The organism is Polynucleobacter sp. 73C-SIWE, from assembly GCF_018882465.1.
Lineage (GTDB): Bacteria > Pseudomonadota > Gammaproteobacteria > Burkholderiales > Burkholderiaceae > Polynucleobacter.
On record NZ_JACVOK010000002.1, the window covers coordinates 760,018 to 775,009 of the forward strand.

Consider the following 14,992-nt stretch of genomic DNA (forward strand, 5'->3'; position numbering starts at 1 on the left):
CGTTTTTTTGTTTATTGCTTTACTGACTTGTCTTAACGACTCATCACTGGCAAGAGTGGCACGATGAGCAATGCCACGATGTTAATGATCTTGATGAGTGGGTTCACAGCGGGACCAGCAGTATCTTTGTAAGGATCGCCTACAGTGTCACCAGTCACGGCTGCTTTATGTGCTTCAGAGCCTTTACCGCCGAAATTACCTTCTTCGATATATTTCTTGGCGTTATCCCAAGCACCACCACCAGTACACATTGAGATCGCTACAAACAAGCCGGTCACAATAGTACCCATCAATAAGCCTCCTAATGCAGCAGGTCCTAACAAGAGGCCCACTACGATTGGCGCAACCACGGGCAACAGTGAAGGAACAATCATTTCTTTAATGGCTGCGGTTGTCAGCATATCGACAGCCTTGCCGTATTCAGGCTTAGCAGTGCCTTCCATGATTCCAGGAATGTCACGGAACTGACGGCGCACTTCTTCTACTACCGCACCAGCACAGCGACCGACTGCTTCCATTGCCATCGCACCGAACAAGTAAGGAATCATGCCGCCGATAAAGAGGCCGATGATGACCATGTGGTTTGATAGATCAAAAGAAACTTGCTGACCAATTGCCTCTAGTGCGTGGGTGTAGTCAGCAAACAATACGAGTGAAGCCAATCCAGCAGAGCCAATCGCATAGCCTTTGGTAACTGCTTTAGTAGTATTGCCAACCGCATCTAAAGGATCAGTAATATCACGGACTGATTGTGGCAAACCAGCCATCTCCGCAATACCACCAGCATTGTCTGTAATTGGACCGTAAGCATCTAGCGCAACCACAATACCTGCCATTGACAACATCGCTGTTGCTGCAATCGCAATGCCATACAAACCGGCTAACCAGTAAGCAGCAAAAATAGCAGCACAAACAAAGAGTACTGGATATGCAGTGGACTTCATGGAGATGCCCAAGCCCGCAATGATATTAGTACCATGACCTTTAGTAGAAGCTTCTGCAATATGCTGCACTGGCTTGAACTGAGTACCAGTGTAGTACTCGGTAATCCAAACCAAGCCTGCAGTTAGCAAGAGACCTACTACGGTTGAACCAAACAAACGCCATTGGCTACCTGGAATACCCAAAGCATCATCCGGCATTATGAAGTTAGTCACAAAGTAGAACGCTACTAATGACAAACCACCAGCAATGATCAGACCCTTATACAAAGCAGGCATCACATTTTTCATACCAGGCGTTGCTTTTACAAAGGAACAGCCGATGATGGAAGCAATAATAGAAACGCCACCAAGCACGAGTGGATAAACAATTGCTGCTACTGGAGCACCGACCACCATTAATGAGCCGAGCACCATGGTGGCAATTAATGTCACTGCATAGGTTTCAAATAAGTCTGCCGCCATACCAGCACAGTCACCGACGTTATCACCGACGTTATCAGCAATCACCGCTGGGTTACGTGGATCATCTTCCGGAATGCCTGCCTCCACCTTACCAACCAAGTCAGCACCAACGTCTGCACCTTTAGTAAAGATGCCACCACCAAGACGTGCAAAGATCGAGATCAAAGATGAACCAAATGCTAAACCAATCAGCGGATGCAATACAGAAGCGAGATCTTGTCCTGCACCAATCGATACCAGGAACATAAAGAAGAGGCCAACCCCTAAAAGTCCGAGGCCAACAACTAGCATGCCGGTAATTGCACCACCCTTAAATGCAACATTGAGTGCCTCGTTCATGCCCTTGGTAGCTGCCTCAGCAGTACGTACGTTTGCACGCACCGAAACATTCATACCAATAAAACCGCATGCGCCAGAGAGCACTGCACCGATCACAAAACCGATAGCAGTCGCAAAGTCCAGAAAGAGTGCCATGAGGATAGTAAGAACCACCCCAACTACAGCGATCGTTTTATATTGGCGCGATAAATAAGCGGCAGCGCCCTGCTGAATCGCCTCTGCAATTTCTTGCATTTTGGCATTGCCCGTACTTTGCTTCAAAATCCAGCCGCGCATCACAAAACCGTAAATTACGGCCAGGACACCGCAAGCCAAGGCAAAATACAAGCCTAAAGTGACATTACTCATGCTTGACTCCCAAAAGTTGATCTTATTGTTTTGTATATCTAGCGCTTAGGTCGACCAGGTTTTAGAAAGCTTTAAACTAGGGTCTTTAAGCTTTATCAGTATGTAACAGAATGACCCCTGCTACCCCTTGCTGGAATCAGGGTATTTACTAATCATTATTCGGAGTATTTATGAGTCTCGACAACGTCAAGCCAGGCAAAAAGATCCCAGAGAGCTTCAACGTCATTATTGAAATCCCAATGAATGCGGATCCAATCAAGTATGAAGTTGATAAGGAAAGTGGCGCGATATTTGTAGACCGTTTTATGGGTACTGCAATGCACTATCCATGTAACTATGGCTACATCAACAAAACGATTGCTGGTGATGGCGATCCTGTTGACGTTCTCGTAATTACTCCATTTCCACTGATTCCAGGCGTAGTTGTTAGTTGCCGAGCAATTGGTGTTTTGCAAATGGAAGATGAAGGCGGACAAGACGCTAAATTATTGGCTGTTCCAGAAGACAAAATTTTGCCAATCTATACACACTGGCAAAAACCAGAAGATATCAACCCATTACGCTTAAACCAAATCCAACACTTCTTCGAGCACTATAAGGATCTCGAACCAGGTAAATGGGTCAAAGTTAAAGGTTGGGGTGGTGTTGCAGATGCCCATACAGAAATTTTGGAAGGCATTGAACGCTACAACAAAGAGCACGCTTAATTTATTAGAAAAGGCTTTGTGAATCGGAGTGAGTGCCCAGAAAATTGCCCTAGTCCAAATGAACCCCTTACTAGGGGATCTGGCTGGCAACGCGCAACTGATTTACAAAGCCGCTCAGGATGCCTTTCAGCAAGGCGCCAAACTCGTAGTTACTCCCGAGCTCTCGCTCACCGGCTATCCCCCAGAAGACTTATTACTCCGGCCTGCTTTTATTGAAGCAGCACAGCAGCAGCTTGATCTCTTATCGAAAGAGCTTGCGCAATATTCTGATCTCACGGTAATCATAGGTCATCCTAAAAAAACTTCAGCTGGACTACAAAACTTCGCTTCTGTTTTACAAAACGGCAAAGTGATTGCCGGCTATGCCAAACAAGAATTACCTAACCACGAAGTATTTGATGAAGTACGTTACTTCGTTCCCGGCAAAGAAGCCTGCGTATTTGAATGCGCAGGTATTCATTACGGATTGATATTGTGTGAAGACGCATGGCATGCGGGTCCAGCAAAACAAGCACATGCCGCTGGTGCACAAGTCTTACTTGTTCCTAATGCATCACCCTATCACCTGAAAAAAGAAACCTTGCGTATTGAAGTACTGCAGGGGCATATTGCACAAACTAAAATGCCTTTGGTGTATGTCAACGCCGTTGGCGGTCAAGACGAATTGGTCTTTGATGGCGGCTCATTTGCATTAGATAGTCAGGGCGAGCTTGTCATGGCAATGCCGCAGTTTGAAGTTGGGCTCGGTATCGTAGACATCAACTCATCTGCTCAATTGGAAAAGGGGCTCATTAGCCCACCTCAAAGTGTTGAGGCGCAAGCCTATCAAGCATTGGTTTTGGGTGTTCGCGATTACGTGAACAAGAATCGCTTTCCAGGGGTCATTATTGGTCTATCGGGCGGGGTGGATTCTGCTTTGGTATTGGCTATTGCAGTTGATGCCTTAGGCGCTGATAAAGTCCGCGCAGTGATGATGGCATCACGCTACACGGCCGACATCTCTTGGATCGATGCGAGCGAGCTAGCGAAAAACTTGGGCGTCCAGTATGACGAGATTCCGATTAGTGGCCCAGTAGATGCGCTCGAAGCATCGTTGGCAGCGCAATTTAAAGGTTTAAAGGCAGATGCTACTGAAGAGAATATTCAAGCGCGTGTCCGTGGCACTCTACTGATGGCTCTCTCGAATAAAACAGGTCGCTTAGTGTTAACTACTGGCAACAAGAGTGAAATGGCTGTCGGCTACTGCACTTTATATGGCGATATGGCTGGCGGCTTTGCAGTTATTAAAGATATCGCTAAAACTTTGGTGTATCGACTATGCGATTACCGCAATAGCATCCAGCCAGTGATTCCGGAGCGAATTTTGACGCGCGCCCCTTCTGCCGAATTACGCCCTGATCAAACTGACCAAGACAGCCTGCCTTCTTATGAGGTATTAGATGGGATCGTAGAGCGCTACATGGAACAGAACCAATCCATCGCCCAAATTATTGCCGCCGGCTTTGATGCCCAGAGCGTGGAAAAGGTCACCAGTCTCATTAAATTAAATGAATACAAGCGCCGCCAAGCGCCGCCTGGGGTCCGCGTAACCACCCGCGCTTTTGGGCGTGACTGGCGCTATCCAATCACTTCACAATTTAGGGCCTAGAAAGAAGGGATATTTGTTTTTGGCGATATCTTTTAGTTCTAGGTATGATTACTGCATTAGGGGGAATAAATGAAATTAATTACATCAATCATTAAGCCGTTCAAACTCGACGAAGTGCGTGAAGCCTTAGCGGAAGTGGGCGTTACTGGTCTTACCGTCACGGAAGTTAAAGGCTTTGGCCGTCAAAAAGGTCATACCGAACTCTATCGTGGTGCTGAGTACGTAGTTGACTTTTTACCGAAGGTAAAAGTGGAAGCTGTTGTTCCCAGTGATCGCGTTGAAGCTGCAATTGAAGCGATTACCAAAGCAGCGCGTACTGGAAAAATCGGTGACGGAAAAATTTTCGTTACTGCAGTAGAGCAAGTGATTCGTATTCGTACCGGCGAAACAAACGAATCTGCTGTGTGATCTCTGTTAAAGCCAATACAGATTCTCAGCGCATCTGAGAATCTGAGGCTGCAGGCTGACTGATTTCAGCCGCCTCTAAAATAATGGTCTTGCCAGCACCACCTGTGCGTACCTTTGCGCCCTGGAAATACAAATCGACCTGATTCAAACCTAATGTAAGCACTTTAAAAGGTGGCTTGCCATAAATACTTGCGCCAACTCCTGGCTCTAAAGTTTTATTTTGGGTCTTACCAGATGCATCAGTTACGCAAACAGTTTGTGATGCCTTGGATTGAAAGTAAACCATATCTCCCGCCTTTTTAGGGGCATCTGGCTTATAAGTCACTGTGGCTGAGTCAGCTGCAGGGCAATCTGTTGAAACCGCTGCTGTAGCTGCAAGCTCTGGAGCTGATGTGATAGCTGGAGCCGTTGCCTGCTTAGCCTCCTCAACCGGAGCATTGGCTGGTGGCGCTTCTTGCAACACCTCCACCACAATCTCTTCCTTGGGTGGCTCAGGAAAAAATAGTGGGCGTAAATTGACTATTGAAAATACGAGTGCGGTAGCGATACCTAAGAGAACAAACAGTTTCTTTTTTGGATTACTTTGTGTAGATGCCTTACTACCCTCAAATTGTGTCAGGGGTTTTGGATCTTTAATAACTACCTTGGGTGTCTCCTCCACTTGCTGTGGCTTGGATTTTTTGTCTAGTACAGACTCTTTTTCTACTGTGGCAACTTTATTTGTCACTACAGGCTCTACAGGTTTTTCTACGATGGTTTTTTCAGGGGGCGCTTGTTCGCCAAAATCAAAAGCGTCTTCTTCTTTTAACTTGAGTAAACCGGCAACTTTTTTTGCGGCAGTAACTTTGATCTGGGAACCATAAAATGAGCTAGTCTCGCCATTTTCAATTTGCTCAATCTGACGAACAGAGAGACATGCCATCCCAGACAATTCTTTCGTGCTTAAGCCAAGAGCTTCTCTGGCTCTAGTAAAGGCTTCTTTGCGAATCTCCGGTAGCTTTACTGACTTATTCACGACTTATCGTCTGTCTCTTATAGAAATAATAAAACTGATACTAGCCCGAAAATACTAAATGGGTAATTAGCCCTTTAGTGAATGATTTAATGGGTGATTCTCAAGGTCTGATTCAAGATACTTTTTTACTAAAGTTTGGGCCGAATCCACCTGCATTTTGTCCATCACCCTAGCCTTATGAACCTTTATTGTGGCATCAGTTGTGCCTAATTGCACGGCAATATCCTTATTTAGGAGACCCTTGACTAGCCAGCCGCATACTTCTCGCTCTCTAGGGGTTAAATTTTCATAATTTCTTCTAGTCTCCACATCCATAGATATCCTCTTTAGCTGGCGACCATCAAAATCAATCGCATCCGCTACAGCCTTGAGCAATTCCTCCAAATTAAAGGGTTTAAAGAGGAAGTCAACCGCCCCTTTTTTGAGGCCCTGAACAATTTGATGAGGGTGGCTTTGGCCGCTGACGAAAATAATTGGGGTCTTGCGGCCTAATTTGAGCAACTTTTCCTGTAGATCCAGGCCAGTCATATCTGGCATCTGCATATCCAAAAGAATGACTGCGGGAGATACTGGCACAGACTTTTCCAAGAAAATACTTGCCGAGGCGTAATCCTCTACCAAATAACCCAGTTCACGCAACATTCTCGCCAGAGAGATACGCATTGATTCATCATCGTCAATTAAGTAGATGTGGCCGACTTTAGTCATTGAATTTAAAGGGAAAAGTAATAATTTACCTAATTTACAGCAGTATGTTTTGGCTAGCTATTAGCTTTATAGCTAATCATTAAAATTTCTCAGCGAATTTACTCAGATTTTCATATTGCATTGCAATAACTTCCCGACCTTTTTTGTTTCAATAGGAAGCTCAGCCCCCAATGAGATCTCACGGCACAATAGAGCCTTTCGACACCACACTTTCTGGAGTAATAAAGCATGAAACGCCTTAATGAACGCTCGCGCATGGTCACCGAGGGAGTCGCTCGCGCACCCAACCGCTCGATGTATTACGCCATGGGTTACAAAGATAAGGACTTCTCAAAGCCAATGGTTGGCGTTGCTAATGGCCACTCCACTATCACCCCCTGTAATAGTGGCTTGCAAAAATTGGCTGACGCTGCAGTTGAGGCTCTAGAAGAAGCTGGTGCAAAGGCTCAACTATTTGGCACCCCTACCGTATCTGATGGTATTGGCATGGGTACTGAGGGTATGAAATATTCTCTCGTCTCACGTGAAGTGATTGCCGACAGTATTGAAGTGTGTGTCAATGGCCTTTGGCAAGATGGTGTTGTCGTCATCGGTGGTTGCGATAAAAATATGCCAGGCGGCATGATGGCAATTGCACGCACTAATGTTCCAGCAATCTATGTTTATGGTGGAACCATTAAGCCCGGTCATTACAAAGGCAAAGATCTCAATATTGTTTCGGCATTCGAAGCTGTTGGTGAATTTACTTCTGGCAGATTAAGTGCAGAAGATTTAAAAGGCGTGGAAGAGCATGCCTGCCCAGGTAGTGGTTCATGTGGTGGCATGTATACCGCCAATACTATGAGCTCTTCCTTTGAAGCCCTTGGCATGAGCCTGCCCTACTCCTCAACCATGGCTAACGTAGATGAGGAGAAAGTAGCTAGCGCTGCCGAGTCTGCCCGTGTTTTGGTTGAAGCCATTAAAAATAACTTACGTCCACGCGACATCATTACCAAGAAATCCATTGAGAACGCTGTGAGCGTCATCATGGCTGTTGGTGGCTCTACCAATGCGGTATTGCATTTCTTGGCTATTACTAGTGCTGCTGAGATTGATTGGACGATTGATGACTTTGAGCGTATTCGTCAGCGCGTTCCAGTCATTGCGGATATGAAACCATCAGGCACTTATTTAGCAACCGACTTACATCAGGCTGGTGGTATTCCACAAGTCATGAAGATTTTGCTCGACGGTGGATTACTGCACGGCGATTGTATGACTATCACCGGCAAAACAATTGCTGAAACCTTAAAAGATATTCCGTCTGCACCACGCGCAGATCAAAAAGTCATTCGTACTTTAGATAATCCGATCTACAAGCAAGGTCACTTAGCCATTCTGAAGGGCAATATTTCTCCAGAAGGATGCGTTGCCAAGATCACTGGTCTTAAGAATCCATCCATCACTGGTCCAGCCCGCGTCTTTGATTCTGAAGATGATGCTATGGCAGCCATCATGGCTCAAAAGATTAAAGATGGCGATGTTGTCATCATTCGCTACGAAGGCCCTAAAGGCGGCCCTGGTATGCGTGAGATGCTCGCACCTACCTCTGCTCTCGTCGGCCAAGGTCTGGGTGAGTCTGTAGGCCTGATCACTGATGGTCGCTTCTCTGGTGGCACCTGGGGCATGGTTGTTGGTCACGTCGCTCCAGAAGCCTATGTTGGTGGCGTCATTGCCCTAATCCACGAAGGTGACTCTGTAACAATCGATGCCCATAAGTTGCTCATTCAGCTCAACGTCAGTGAAGAAGAAATTGCTAAGCGTCGTGCGGTCTGGAAACAACCGAAGCCACGCTATACCCGCGGCTTGCTGGCTAAGTATGCAAGCCTTGCAAGTAGCGCAAGTAAAGGCGCAGTAACAGACCTAAATTTAGACTTAAGCTAATTGGCAAGACCCTAAAACAAAAGCCCCTAGGTAAAACTAGGGGCTTTTTTAATGCTGCAAATAATGCAGCCAGCTACTTAGTGCTTCATTGCTCCACCATGCTGACCCATGGCATTCACAGGCATCTTGACTTCCACTTCGCCAGCTTTGGCAAACTTTAATTTCACTGGAACAGTTTCACCAGCAGCTAAAGGCGCTTTGATATTCATAAACATCAGGTGTAAACCTCCTGGCTTTAACTCGACTTCACCACCTGAGGGTACAGCGATATCTTTCACTTGGCGCATTTTCATGACATTGCCTTCCATGGCCATCTCGTGCAATTGCACTTCACCAGCAACAGGTGAGCTCGCAGAAACCAATTGATCAGCAGCGCCACCTTTATTTTCAATTTTCATAAAGCCGCCAGCAGCCATCTGGCCAGGTACCGTAGAGCGGGTATAGGCTTTCTCAATCTTGATTGAACCTACTCTCGCCTCTTGCGCTTGAACAGAAAAACTCAAGCCTAAAGCTACAACTAATAAAGCTAATGTATTGCGTTTCATATATACCCCTTTAGTTAATTTTTCTCTCGGCCAGCAATCAAGCTGGACTGAAGCTGTTGAAAATTCATCAATCCCGTTTTCCGGGTCGCTCTGCCATTTTTATCTATCAATATAGTAGTTGGCGTCTCACCATGCCACTTAGGGTCGATTTCATAACGCAAACGCTCATCAAAAGGCCCAACAACATAGTAATTATTGGCTTTTTCTAAACCAGCCTTATTTAGCATTTTTTGCATGCTTTCAGGGGCAACATCATCTACCTGAATAAAGATGACTTTTGCATTTTGATGAGTTTTCAGAAAACTTCCCCACAGAGGCATTTCTTTTACGCAAGCCGGACAAGTAACACCCCAAAAATGAATGGCCACTGGCGTACTATTGGCAGTCTTCACTAAACTAGACCAGTCACCGCCCTGATATAGTTTGAGATTTGGTTTATCGGCAAATGCAAGATGAGTGACTCCCATAGCAAGTACAAATGCGAGTAAATATTTTTTCATTGCTGCTGTCCAACCTGAATTAATTGGTACCCATCAGTCCTTGTCAGCCATGAGAGAAAGACTGCATCACCATTATTGACCAATAAAGGATGGTCGCTATATCCATTTGTTTTAGAAACCATCTGTGGAGTACCCCATGTTTTTCCATCATCAGCAGATTGCTTAATGTAAACCAATGCATCAGTGCCATTGAATTCTTTCCAAGCCAACCAGACCTGCTGACCCATCGCTAATAGATAAGGTCGGGATACATTTGCACCTTCTGACCCAATCCTAGAGGGTATGGAATAGTTAATCCCCTGATTGCTAGAGTTGGCATAAAAGACACCTGAGCGCTTATTTCCTTGGGTATACCAAGCTACATGGAATTTCCCAGATCCAGAAACCGCAATTGATGGGCCGTGATGTGGACACGCATCTGTCTTCCAATCATCATCTGCAACGCGACGCATTGGCTCAGCGCCATTCGCAGAAATCACTTGGCTTGCTTGATCCCGAATGCCGCCTGAGAATATCGCTCGATAGACAATCACAGGTTGATTTTTAGTATCCAAAGCTCCACCAATACGGCAGCATTCGCAACTACTCTCATTAGCAAATCGCTCAGTCCTTAATGTTTTTCCACCATCATTTGAAAATGAGTATGCGATTGATCCACCTAAACGCTTTACTCCGCTCTGCTTTGCAGCTGCTATCAGCCGTTTATCAATCCAAGAAATAAAAATAGAATTATCAGGCCTGATTAAGACTGAGGGGAAGCGCTGGCTAGAGCTATCTTGAACTAGGGATGCCGGCGAACTGAATGTACTCCCAGCATCGGTTGATCTTGCGGTGTTAATTTGCGCATTCCAATTAGAGTCTTTGAAAAATGCATAAGCTAAAAAAACATTGCCTTGCTTATCGACAACAATTTGAGGTCGCGCATCACTCCCAACGTCCAATGACTTGCCATGCTCTGCAATTTTGACTGTGGATGTGAGTGTTTTCCCAAAATCAGAAGACTGCCCTACCGATACCACTCCGTTTGCAGTCCAAGCCAGAAGTAACTTGCCATCAGGAGAGAAAAATGGAGTGGCTGCATTAGCACAATCTAGACTAGCCCCCTGGCATTGGACTATTGCTTTAGACGAGCCCGATATACGTGAAGTATGATCTTCTCCTCCAGCGATACTTGGCAAATTAAGTACGCATATGAAGAGTCCACCCAATACTAGGCGATAAGGAAGTGATTTCCGAGATACTTTCATAATTAAAATATGATACGTGCGCCCGCGGTAATTGTCTGCGGCTGACCGGCAATGTACTGCGAACCAGAGCTGAACGTTATGTAGTTTCGATTCAAGAGGTTGACTACACTTAAATAGACGGTTGTATTTGGACTCATCTCATGATTCACCCTTGCACCTAATACTGCATAAGCTGGGATTGGTAGTGTATGGGCTGTGTCATACCAAGAATTCCCGATATAGCGTACTGTAGCAGTCAGACTTGTTTTTGAAACTGGATAGTATGTAATATTTGCACTTCCCATATTCCTGGGTGTGCCTGCGATCTGAACGCCCGTAGGATTTAAGGCGCTACTGATTGCCCCGTAAGTAGAGGTTAGAACTGCTTTCGTTAAGGTATAACTAAGATCGGTAGCCCATTTGGAACTGATGTCATAGCGACCCTGCAACTCCAAACCAGTACTACGAAGTGATTGATCATTACTATAGGATTTGGCACCCGAACTACATACTGGAGAACATGTACTTGCAATTTGACTACTTGAAAGAGTATAGGTAGCAATTGCATTAGTAATATTTGCGTTGTAAGCCGTTGCTTGGATAAAGCCAGCGTTCCAGCGATAGTCAGACCCAACCTCATATCCAGTCATATTTTCTGGAGTTAAGAATGGATTATTGGCGACATAGCTTGCACCAGAGCCATAACTACGGATTGAGTTATTAAGGCCAGGAGCATGAAATGCTTGATAAGCTGCTGCTCTAAAATCTAGCTCCTTAGATACACGATAGAGTAACCCTAAATTGGGGCTCAGCTTTGTTTTAGATTGATTGGGTACGGCGGTGCTTAACTGAGCGCCGCCGACTGCTTGCGTATAGTTTGTGGGGATCTGACTAGTCCAGTTATCCACTCTAGCTGATAAAGTTGCCTGCAGTGGGATAGATTTAAGATTTGATTTAACTTGACCTAAAACACCTACAAAATTTTGGGTTCCCTGCGCAACAACCTGCGAGGTTAGTGCTCCTAATTTACTTGTTTGATAATTTGCAGCACCAGGTGAGGCATAGTTATTTTGAAAATTAGATGCAGATAATTGCTTCGCATCTACGCTCATTATAAATTGATCAATTATCTTATCTCGAAGATTATTTGTATATTGAGCCGATCCCCCAAGCTGATAATAGGGGTTATGAAATGTAGCATTAATATAAGGATTGGTTGAGCTCACATTTTGCTGTTGCAAGGTTGTATTTTCATAATAGGCATTAACTTGAACTTGCTCGCTTGTATTTAGTCTTGTAGTAGAGCCGCCTGAAATCGTCATCTCATTAGTAGATTTTCTTGCAAAGTTATACCCACCGGTTGGTAAGTTTGACATTGAATGTAGGCCGAGATTAAAAAAACTATCAGTATCTTGACTGAGCTTTGCAGACCCTTGCAATCTGTAATTTGCATTTTCCGCACTTTCATTACCCATACCCGTTTTCAAGGCGCTCTGCGATGAGGGGGAGATTGTTGCAATATTTTGATAACCCTGGGTACTAAAGTAATCGGCCGATGCTCGTAATTTAAATGAGTCACTCATTGCCAATTCTTTTGATACCGCCACTGTTCCAGTTGCATAAGAGCCAATACTTCCTGAAACCTCTCCTTTATTGTCGCCAATGGGCTTGGTTGTGATGTTAATTACGCCACCCATGCCCATATTTCCATACAAGCTAGAAACACCACCGCGGATAAATTCCACATCCTGAATAGCAGACATGGGCACTAAATTCCACTGTACTGTTCCATACATTGCGTCATTTGCTGGGACCCCGTCAATCAAAACCAAAGTTCTAGCATTGCCTAATCCACGGACATTAATACTTTGGCCTGTCGGGTCCTTTTCATAGAAAGGTTGATCATTCAGAAATACACTTGACTGGTTCTTTAATATTTGATCAATTGTTTGCTCTGGAGCAATCTCTAATTCTTCCTTAGTCAAAATAGTGGTGTTTTGAGTCATATCACGCAGAATAGTCCCTGATTTAGTTGCAGTGACAACCATATCAGACAGTTTTTGATCATAATCTGGCGGTGGTGCAATTTGCGCATACGCACTAGCTCCAATCAGGATTGCGGCTGACAAAATACCTACGTGTGAACTAATTTTTTTCTTCTGAAACAAGATTTACTTCTCCACACAACATTACGGCAACATATTTACTTGGTTGCCAACTACATAGCTAAGCTATGCCCTAAAAAATATTTAGGCTTGTGTAGGAGGTGCTGCTGAGGGAGGAGTTACCCAAACAGCAAGAGGCTTAGGTGATTGATAGAAAAGTGCTGGCAGCAAAGCCAATGTTTGCGGCGCCTGGAATTTCAGGTTGGTATTAAAAGCTGGAGTAATGACGCTCTGTGCAAAACAGTAAGGACAAGGTTGCGCTTGTTCTGCTACTTCCTGCTCTTCACCTTGTACATTGATTTGAATCTTGCTGCCATCAACCGAACAAATCTCCATCGCAAAACCTTGGCCATGCTTTGCAAGCGATACCGCTTGAGAAACGGCGGGTGCAAGCGCGCTCATTGCGATTGCGAAAGCAGCAATCCAGTGAACGAGGCGGTTTTTATGGAAATTCATGGTGATGGAATTTTATCGGAATTTTGTGTTTTCCATGAAAAAAGAGGCTTGCGCCCCTTTTTCACTAGATCAGACTGGCTTTTGACCAGCTAAGCTTTATGCAGCAGCGTCCTTTTTCTTGCCAACAAACTTACCAATCAATGGCCAGAAGAGCAGGATTAGTGCCAGAGATGTAATGCCGCCAACCAATGGGTTAGAGAAGAAAATATCTAAGCTACCCTGTGAGAACAACATAGATTGACGGAACGAATCTTCTGCACGGTCACCCAATACCAAGGCCAAGACCATTGGAGCCATTGGGTAATCGAGCTTCTTGAAGACATAGCCCAGAATACCAAAGCCCATCATCAACCAAACGTCAAACATCGCGTTATGAACGGTGTATGCACCCACCGCACAAATCACAATAATGACTGGAGCAATGATTGAGAATGGAATTCTCAAGATAGAGGCAAACAGTGGCACGCAAGTTAACACAACAAACAAGCCAGCCAAGTTACCTAAATACATACTCGCGATCAAGCCCCAAACAAAGTCTGGCTTCTCTACGAAAAGCAATGGACCAGGTTGCAAGCCCCAGATCAACAAGCCACCGAGCAATACCGCTGCTGTTGGTGAGCCCGGAATACCGAGAGACAACATTGGTAGAAGCGCTGCAGTACCAGCAGCGTGAGCTGCAGTTTCTGGAGCAACAATACCTTCCATCTTGCCGGTACCAAACTTATCGCCCTCTTTAGATACGCGCTTCGCTACACCGTACGCCATGAAAGATGCTGGTGTTGCACCGCCTGGAGTAATACCCATCCAGCAACCAATCAAACAGCTGCGCAATGAAGTAGCCCAGTATTTTGGTAACTGCTTCCAAGTTTCCCAAACCACCTTAGCGCGAATCTTAGCTGCTGCACCTTTAAATGCAAGACCCTCTTCCATCGAAAGCAGAATCTCGCCGATACCGAATAAGCCGATCACAGCGATCAAGAAGTCAAAGCCACGCATTAATTCTGGATTGCCGAATGTCAAGCGCAACTGACCAGTAACAGTATCCATACCAACAGTAGCCAAGGCAAAGCCCAGCATCATTGCTGAGATGGTCTTAAATGGCGACCCTTTATTCATGCCAACGAAGCTACAGAAGGTAAGTAAGTACACCGAGAAGAATTCCGGCGGACCGAATTGGAGTGCAAACTTCGCAACCAAGGGCGCCAAAAAGGTAATCATCACGATGGCGAAGAATGCGCCTACGAATGAAGATGTGAAGGCTGCTGTTAATGCCTCGCCAGCTTTACCATTTCGGGCCATTGGATAACCGTCAAAGGTTGTCGCAACTGACCAGGGTTCGCCTGGAATATTAAAGAGCACTGATGTAATCGCTCCGCCGAACAATGCGCCCCAATAAATACAGGAGAGCATGATGATTGCCGATGTTGGTGGCATGGTGAATGTCAACGGCAACAGAATCGCAATACCGTTTGCACCACCTAAACCTGGCAACACACCGATGATCACACCGAGCGTTACACCAACCAACATTAACAGCAAGTTAAAGGGTGTCATTGCAACGGCAAAGCCGTTGAATAGAGCGCTAATTTCTTCCAACT

General features: G+C 45.3%; 13 protein-coding genes. 4 read left to right on the top strand and 9 right to left on the bottom strand.

Features of this window, described 5'->3' with window-relative positions:
• Nucleotides 1-32: 32 nt before the first annotated feature.
• Nucleotides 33-2,093 (bottom strand): sodium-translocating pyrophosphatase, encoded by a 2,061-nt coding sequence (locus ICN17_RS10155; RefSeq protein ID WP_216237486.1) that lies wholly within the window; start codon nucleotides 2,091-2,093, stop codon nucleotides 33-35.
• 170 nt (nucleotides 2,094-2,263) lie between these two features.
• On the opposite strand from ICN17_RS10155, the gene ppa reads away from it, so the two are divergent.
• The 3 genes from ppa (at nucleotide 2,264) to ICN17_RS10170 (ending at nucleotide 4,856) form a co-directional block, all read left to right on the top strand.
• A complete protein-coding gene (gene ppa, locus ICN17_RS10160) occupies nucleotides 2,264-2,800 on the top strand; it encodes an inorganic diphosphatase (protein WP_216237489.1) in 537 nt (178 codons plus the stop codon).
• A gap of 28 nt (nucleotides 2,801-2,828) precedes the next feature.
• Nucleotides 2,829-4,448, top strand: a complete 1,620-nt coding sequence (locus ICN17_RS10165) for an NAD+ synthase (protein ID WP_216237491.1) — start codon at nucleotides 2,829-2,831, stop codon at nucleotides 4,446-4,448.
• A 69-nt stretch (nucleotides 4,449-4,517) separates the two neighbouring features.
• On the top strand, nucleotides 4,518-4,856 hold the full coding sequence (locus ICN17_RS10170) for a P-II family nitrogen regulator (protein WP_087910253.1): 339 nt from the start codon (nucleotides 4,518-4,520) through the stop codon (nucleotides 4,854-4,856).
• Between the two features lie 25 nt (nucleotides 4,857-4,881).
• Here ICN17_RS10170 and ICN17_RS10175 read toward each other — a convergent pair whose 3' ends face one another.
• Nucleotides 4,882-5,871, bottom strand: coding sequence for a RodZ family helix-turn-helix domain-containing protein (locus tag ICN17_RS10175; RefSeq protein ID WP_216237493.1), 990 nt, complete (start codon nucleotides 5,869-5,871; stop codon nucleotides 4,882-4,884).
• A 66-nt stretch (nucleotides 5,872-5,937) separates the two neighbouring features.
• Nucleotides 5,938-6,579, bottom strand: a complete 642-nt coding sequence (locus tag ICN17_RS10180; RefSeq protein WP_216237495.1) for a response regulator transcription factor — start codon at nucleotides 6,577-6,579, stop codon at nucleotides 5,938-5,940.
• 228 nt (nucleotides 6,580-6,807) lie between these two features.
• On the opposite strand from ICN17_RS10180, the gene ilvD reads away from it, so the two are divergent.
• Nucleotides 6,808-8,502, top strand: coding sequence for a dihydroxy-acid dehydratase (gene ilvD / locus ICN17_RS10185; protein ID WP_216237497.1), 1,695 nt, complete (start codon nucleotides 6,808-6,810; stop codon nucleotides 8,500-8,502).
• 77 nt (nucleotides 8,503-8,579) lie between these two features.
• On the opposite strand, the gene ICN17_RS10190 is transcribed toward ilvD, so the two are convergent.
• From ICN17_RS10190 to ICN17_RS10215, 6 genes are all read right to left on the bottom strand, one after another.
• Nucleotides 8,580-9,047 (bottom strand): copper chaperone PCu(A)C, encoded by a 468-nt coding sequence (locus tag ICN17_RS10190; RefSeq protein WP_216237498.1) that lies wholly within the window; start codon nucleotides 9,045-9,047, stop codon nucleotides 8,580-8,582.
• Between the two features lie 14 nt (nucleotides 9,048-9,061).
• Nucleotides 9,062-9,547: a TlpA disulfide reductase family protein gene (locus tag ICN17_RS10195; protein ID WP_216237502.1), complete on the bottom strand. Its 486-nt coding sequence runs from the start codon at nucleotides 9,545-9,547 to the stop codon at nucleotides 9,062-9,064.
• Entirely contained in the window at nucleotides 9,544-10,794 is a 1,251-nt protein-coding gene (locus ICN17_RS10200) for a sialidase family protein (RefSeq protein ID WP_216237504.1), read from the bottom strand. The genes ICN17_RS10195 and ICN17_RS10200 overlap by 4 nt, the downstream gene beginning before the upstream one ends.
• A 2-nt stretch (nucleotides 10,795-10,796) precedes the next feature.
• The gene (locus tag ICN17_RS10205; RefSeq protein ID WP_216237507.1) at nucleotides 10,797-12,941 is read right to left on the bottom strand and encodes a TonB-dependent receptor; all 2,145 of its coding nucleotides are present in this window, start codon (nucleotides 12,939-12,941) and stop codon (nucleotides 10,797-10,799) included.
• A gap of 81 nt (nucleotides 12,942-13,022) precedes the next feature.
• A complete protein-coding gene (locus ICN17_RS10210; RefSeq protein WP_216237510.1) occupies nucleotides 13,023-13,394 on the bottom strand; it encodes a DUF2946 domain-containing protein in 372 nt (123 codons plus the stop codon).
• 96 nt (nucleotides 13,395-13,490) lie between these two features.
• The gene (locus ICN17_RS10215) at nucleotides 13,491-14,990 is read right to left on the bottom strand and encodes a tripartite tricarboxylate transporter permease (protein WP_216237511.1); all 1,500 of its coding nucleotides are present in this window, start codon (nucleotides 14,988-14,990) and stop codon (nucleotides 13,491-13,493) included.
• Nucleotides 14,991-14,992: the final 2 nt, after the last annotated feature.

Bases quoted from the DNA above. Each gene is read 5' to 3' on its own strand.
- ICN17_RS10155 (WP_216237486.1), bottom strand. From the start codon at position 2,093: ATGAGTAATGTCACTTTAGGCTTGTATTTTGCCTTGGCTTGCGGTGTC.
- ppa (WP_216237489.1), top strand. From the start codon at position 2,264: ATGAGTCTCGACAACGTCAAGCCAGGCAAAAAGATCCCAGAGAGCTTC.
- ICN17_RS10170 (WP_087910253.1), top strand. From the start codon at position 4,518: ATGAAATTAATTACATCAATCATTAAGCCGTTCAAACTCGACGAAGTG.
- ICN17_RS10180 (WP_216237495.1), bottom strand. From the start codon at position 6,579: ATGACTAAAGTCGGCCACATCTACTTAATTGACGATGATGAATCAATG.
- ilvD (WP_216237497.1), top strand. From the start codon at position 6,808: ATGAAACGCCTTAATGAACGCTCGCGCATGGTCACCGAGGGAGTCGCT.
- ICN17_RS10190 (WP_216237498.1), bottom strand. From the start codon at position 9,047: ATGAAACGCAATACATTAGCTTTATTAGTTGTAGCTTTAGGCTTGAGT.
- ICN17_RS10195 (WP_216237502.1), bottom strand. From the start codon at position 9,547: ATGAAAAAATATTTACTCGCATTTGTACTTGCTATGGGAGTCACTCAT.
- ICN17_RS10200 (WP_216237504.1), bottom strand. From the start codon at position 10,794: ATGAAAGTATCTCGGAAATCACTTCCTTATCGCCTAGTATTGGGTGGA.
- ICN17_RS10210 (WP_216237510.1), bottom strand. From the start codon at position 13,394: ATGAATTTCCATAAAAACCGCCTCGTTCACTGGATTGCTGCTTTCGCA.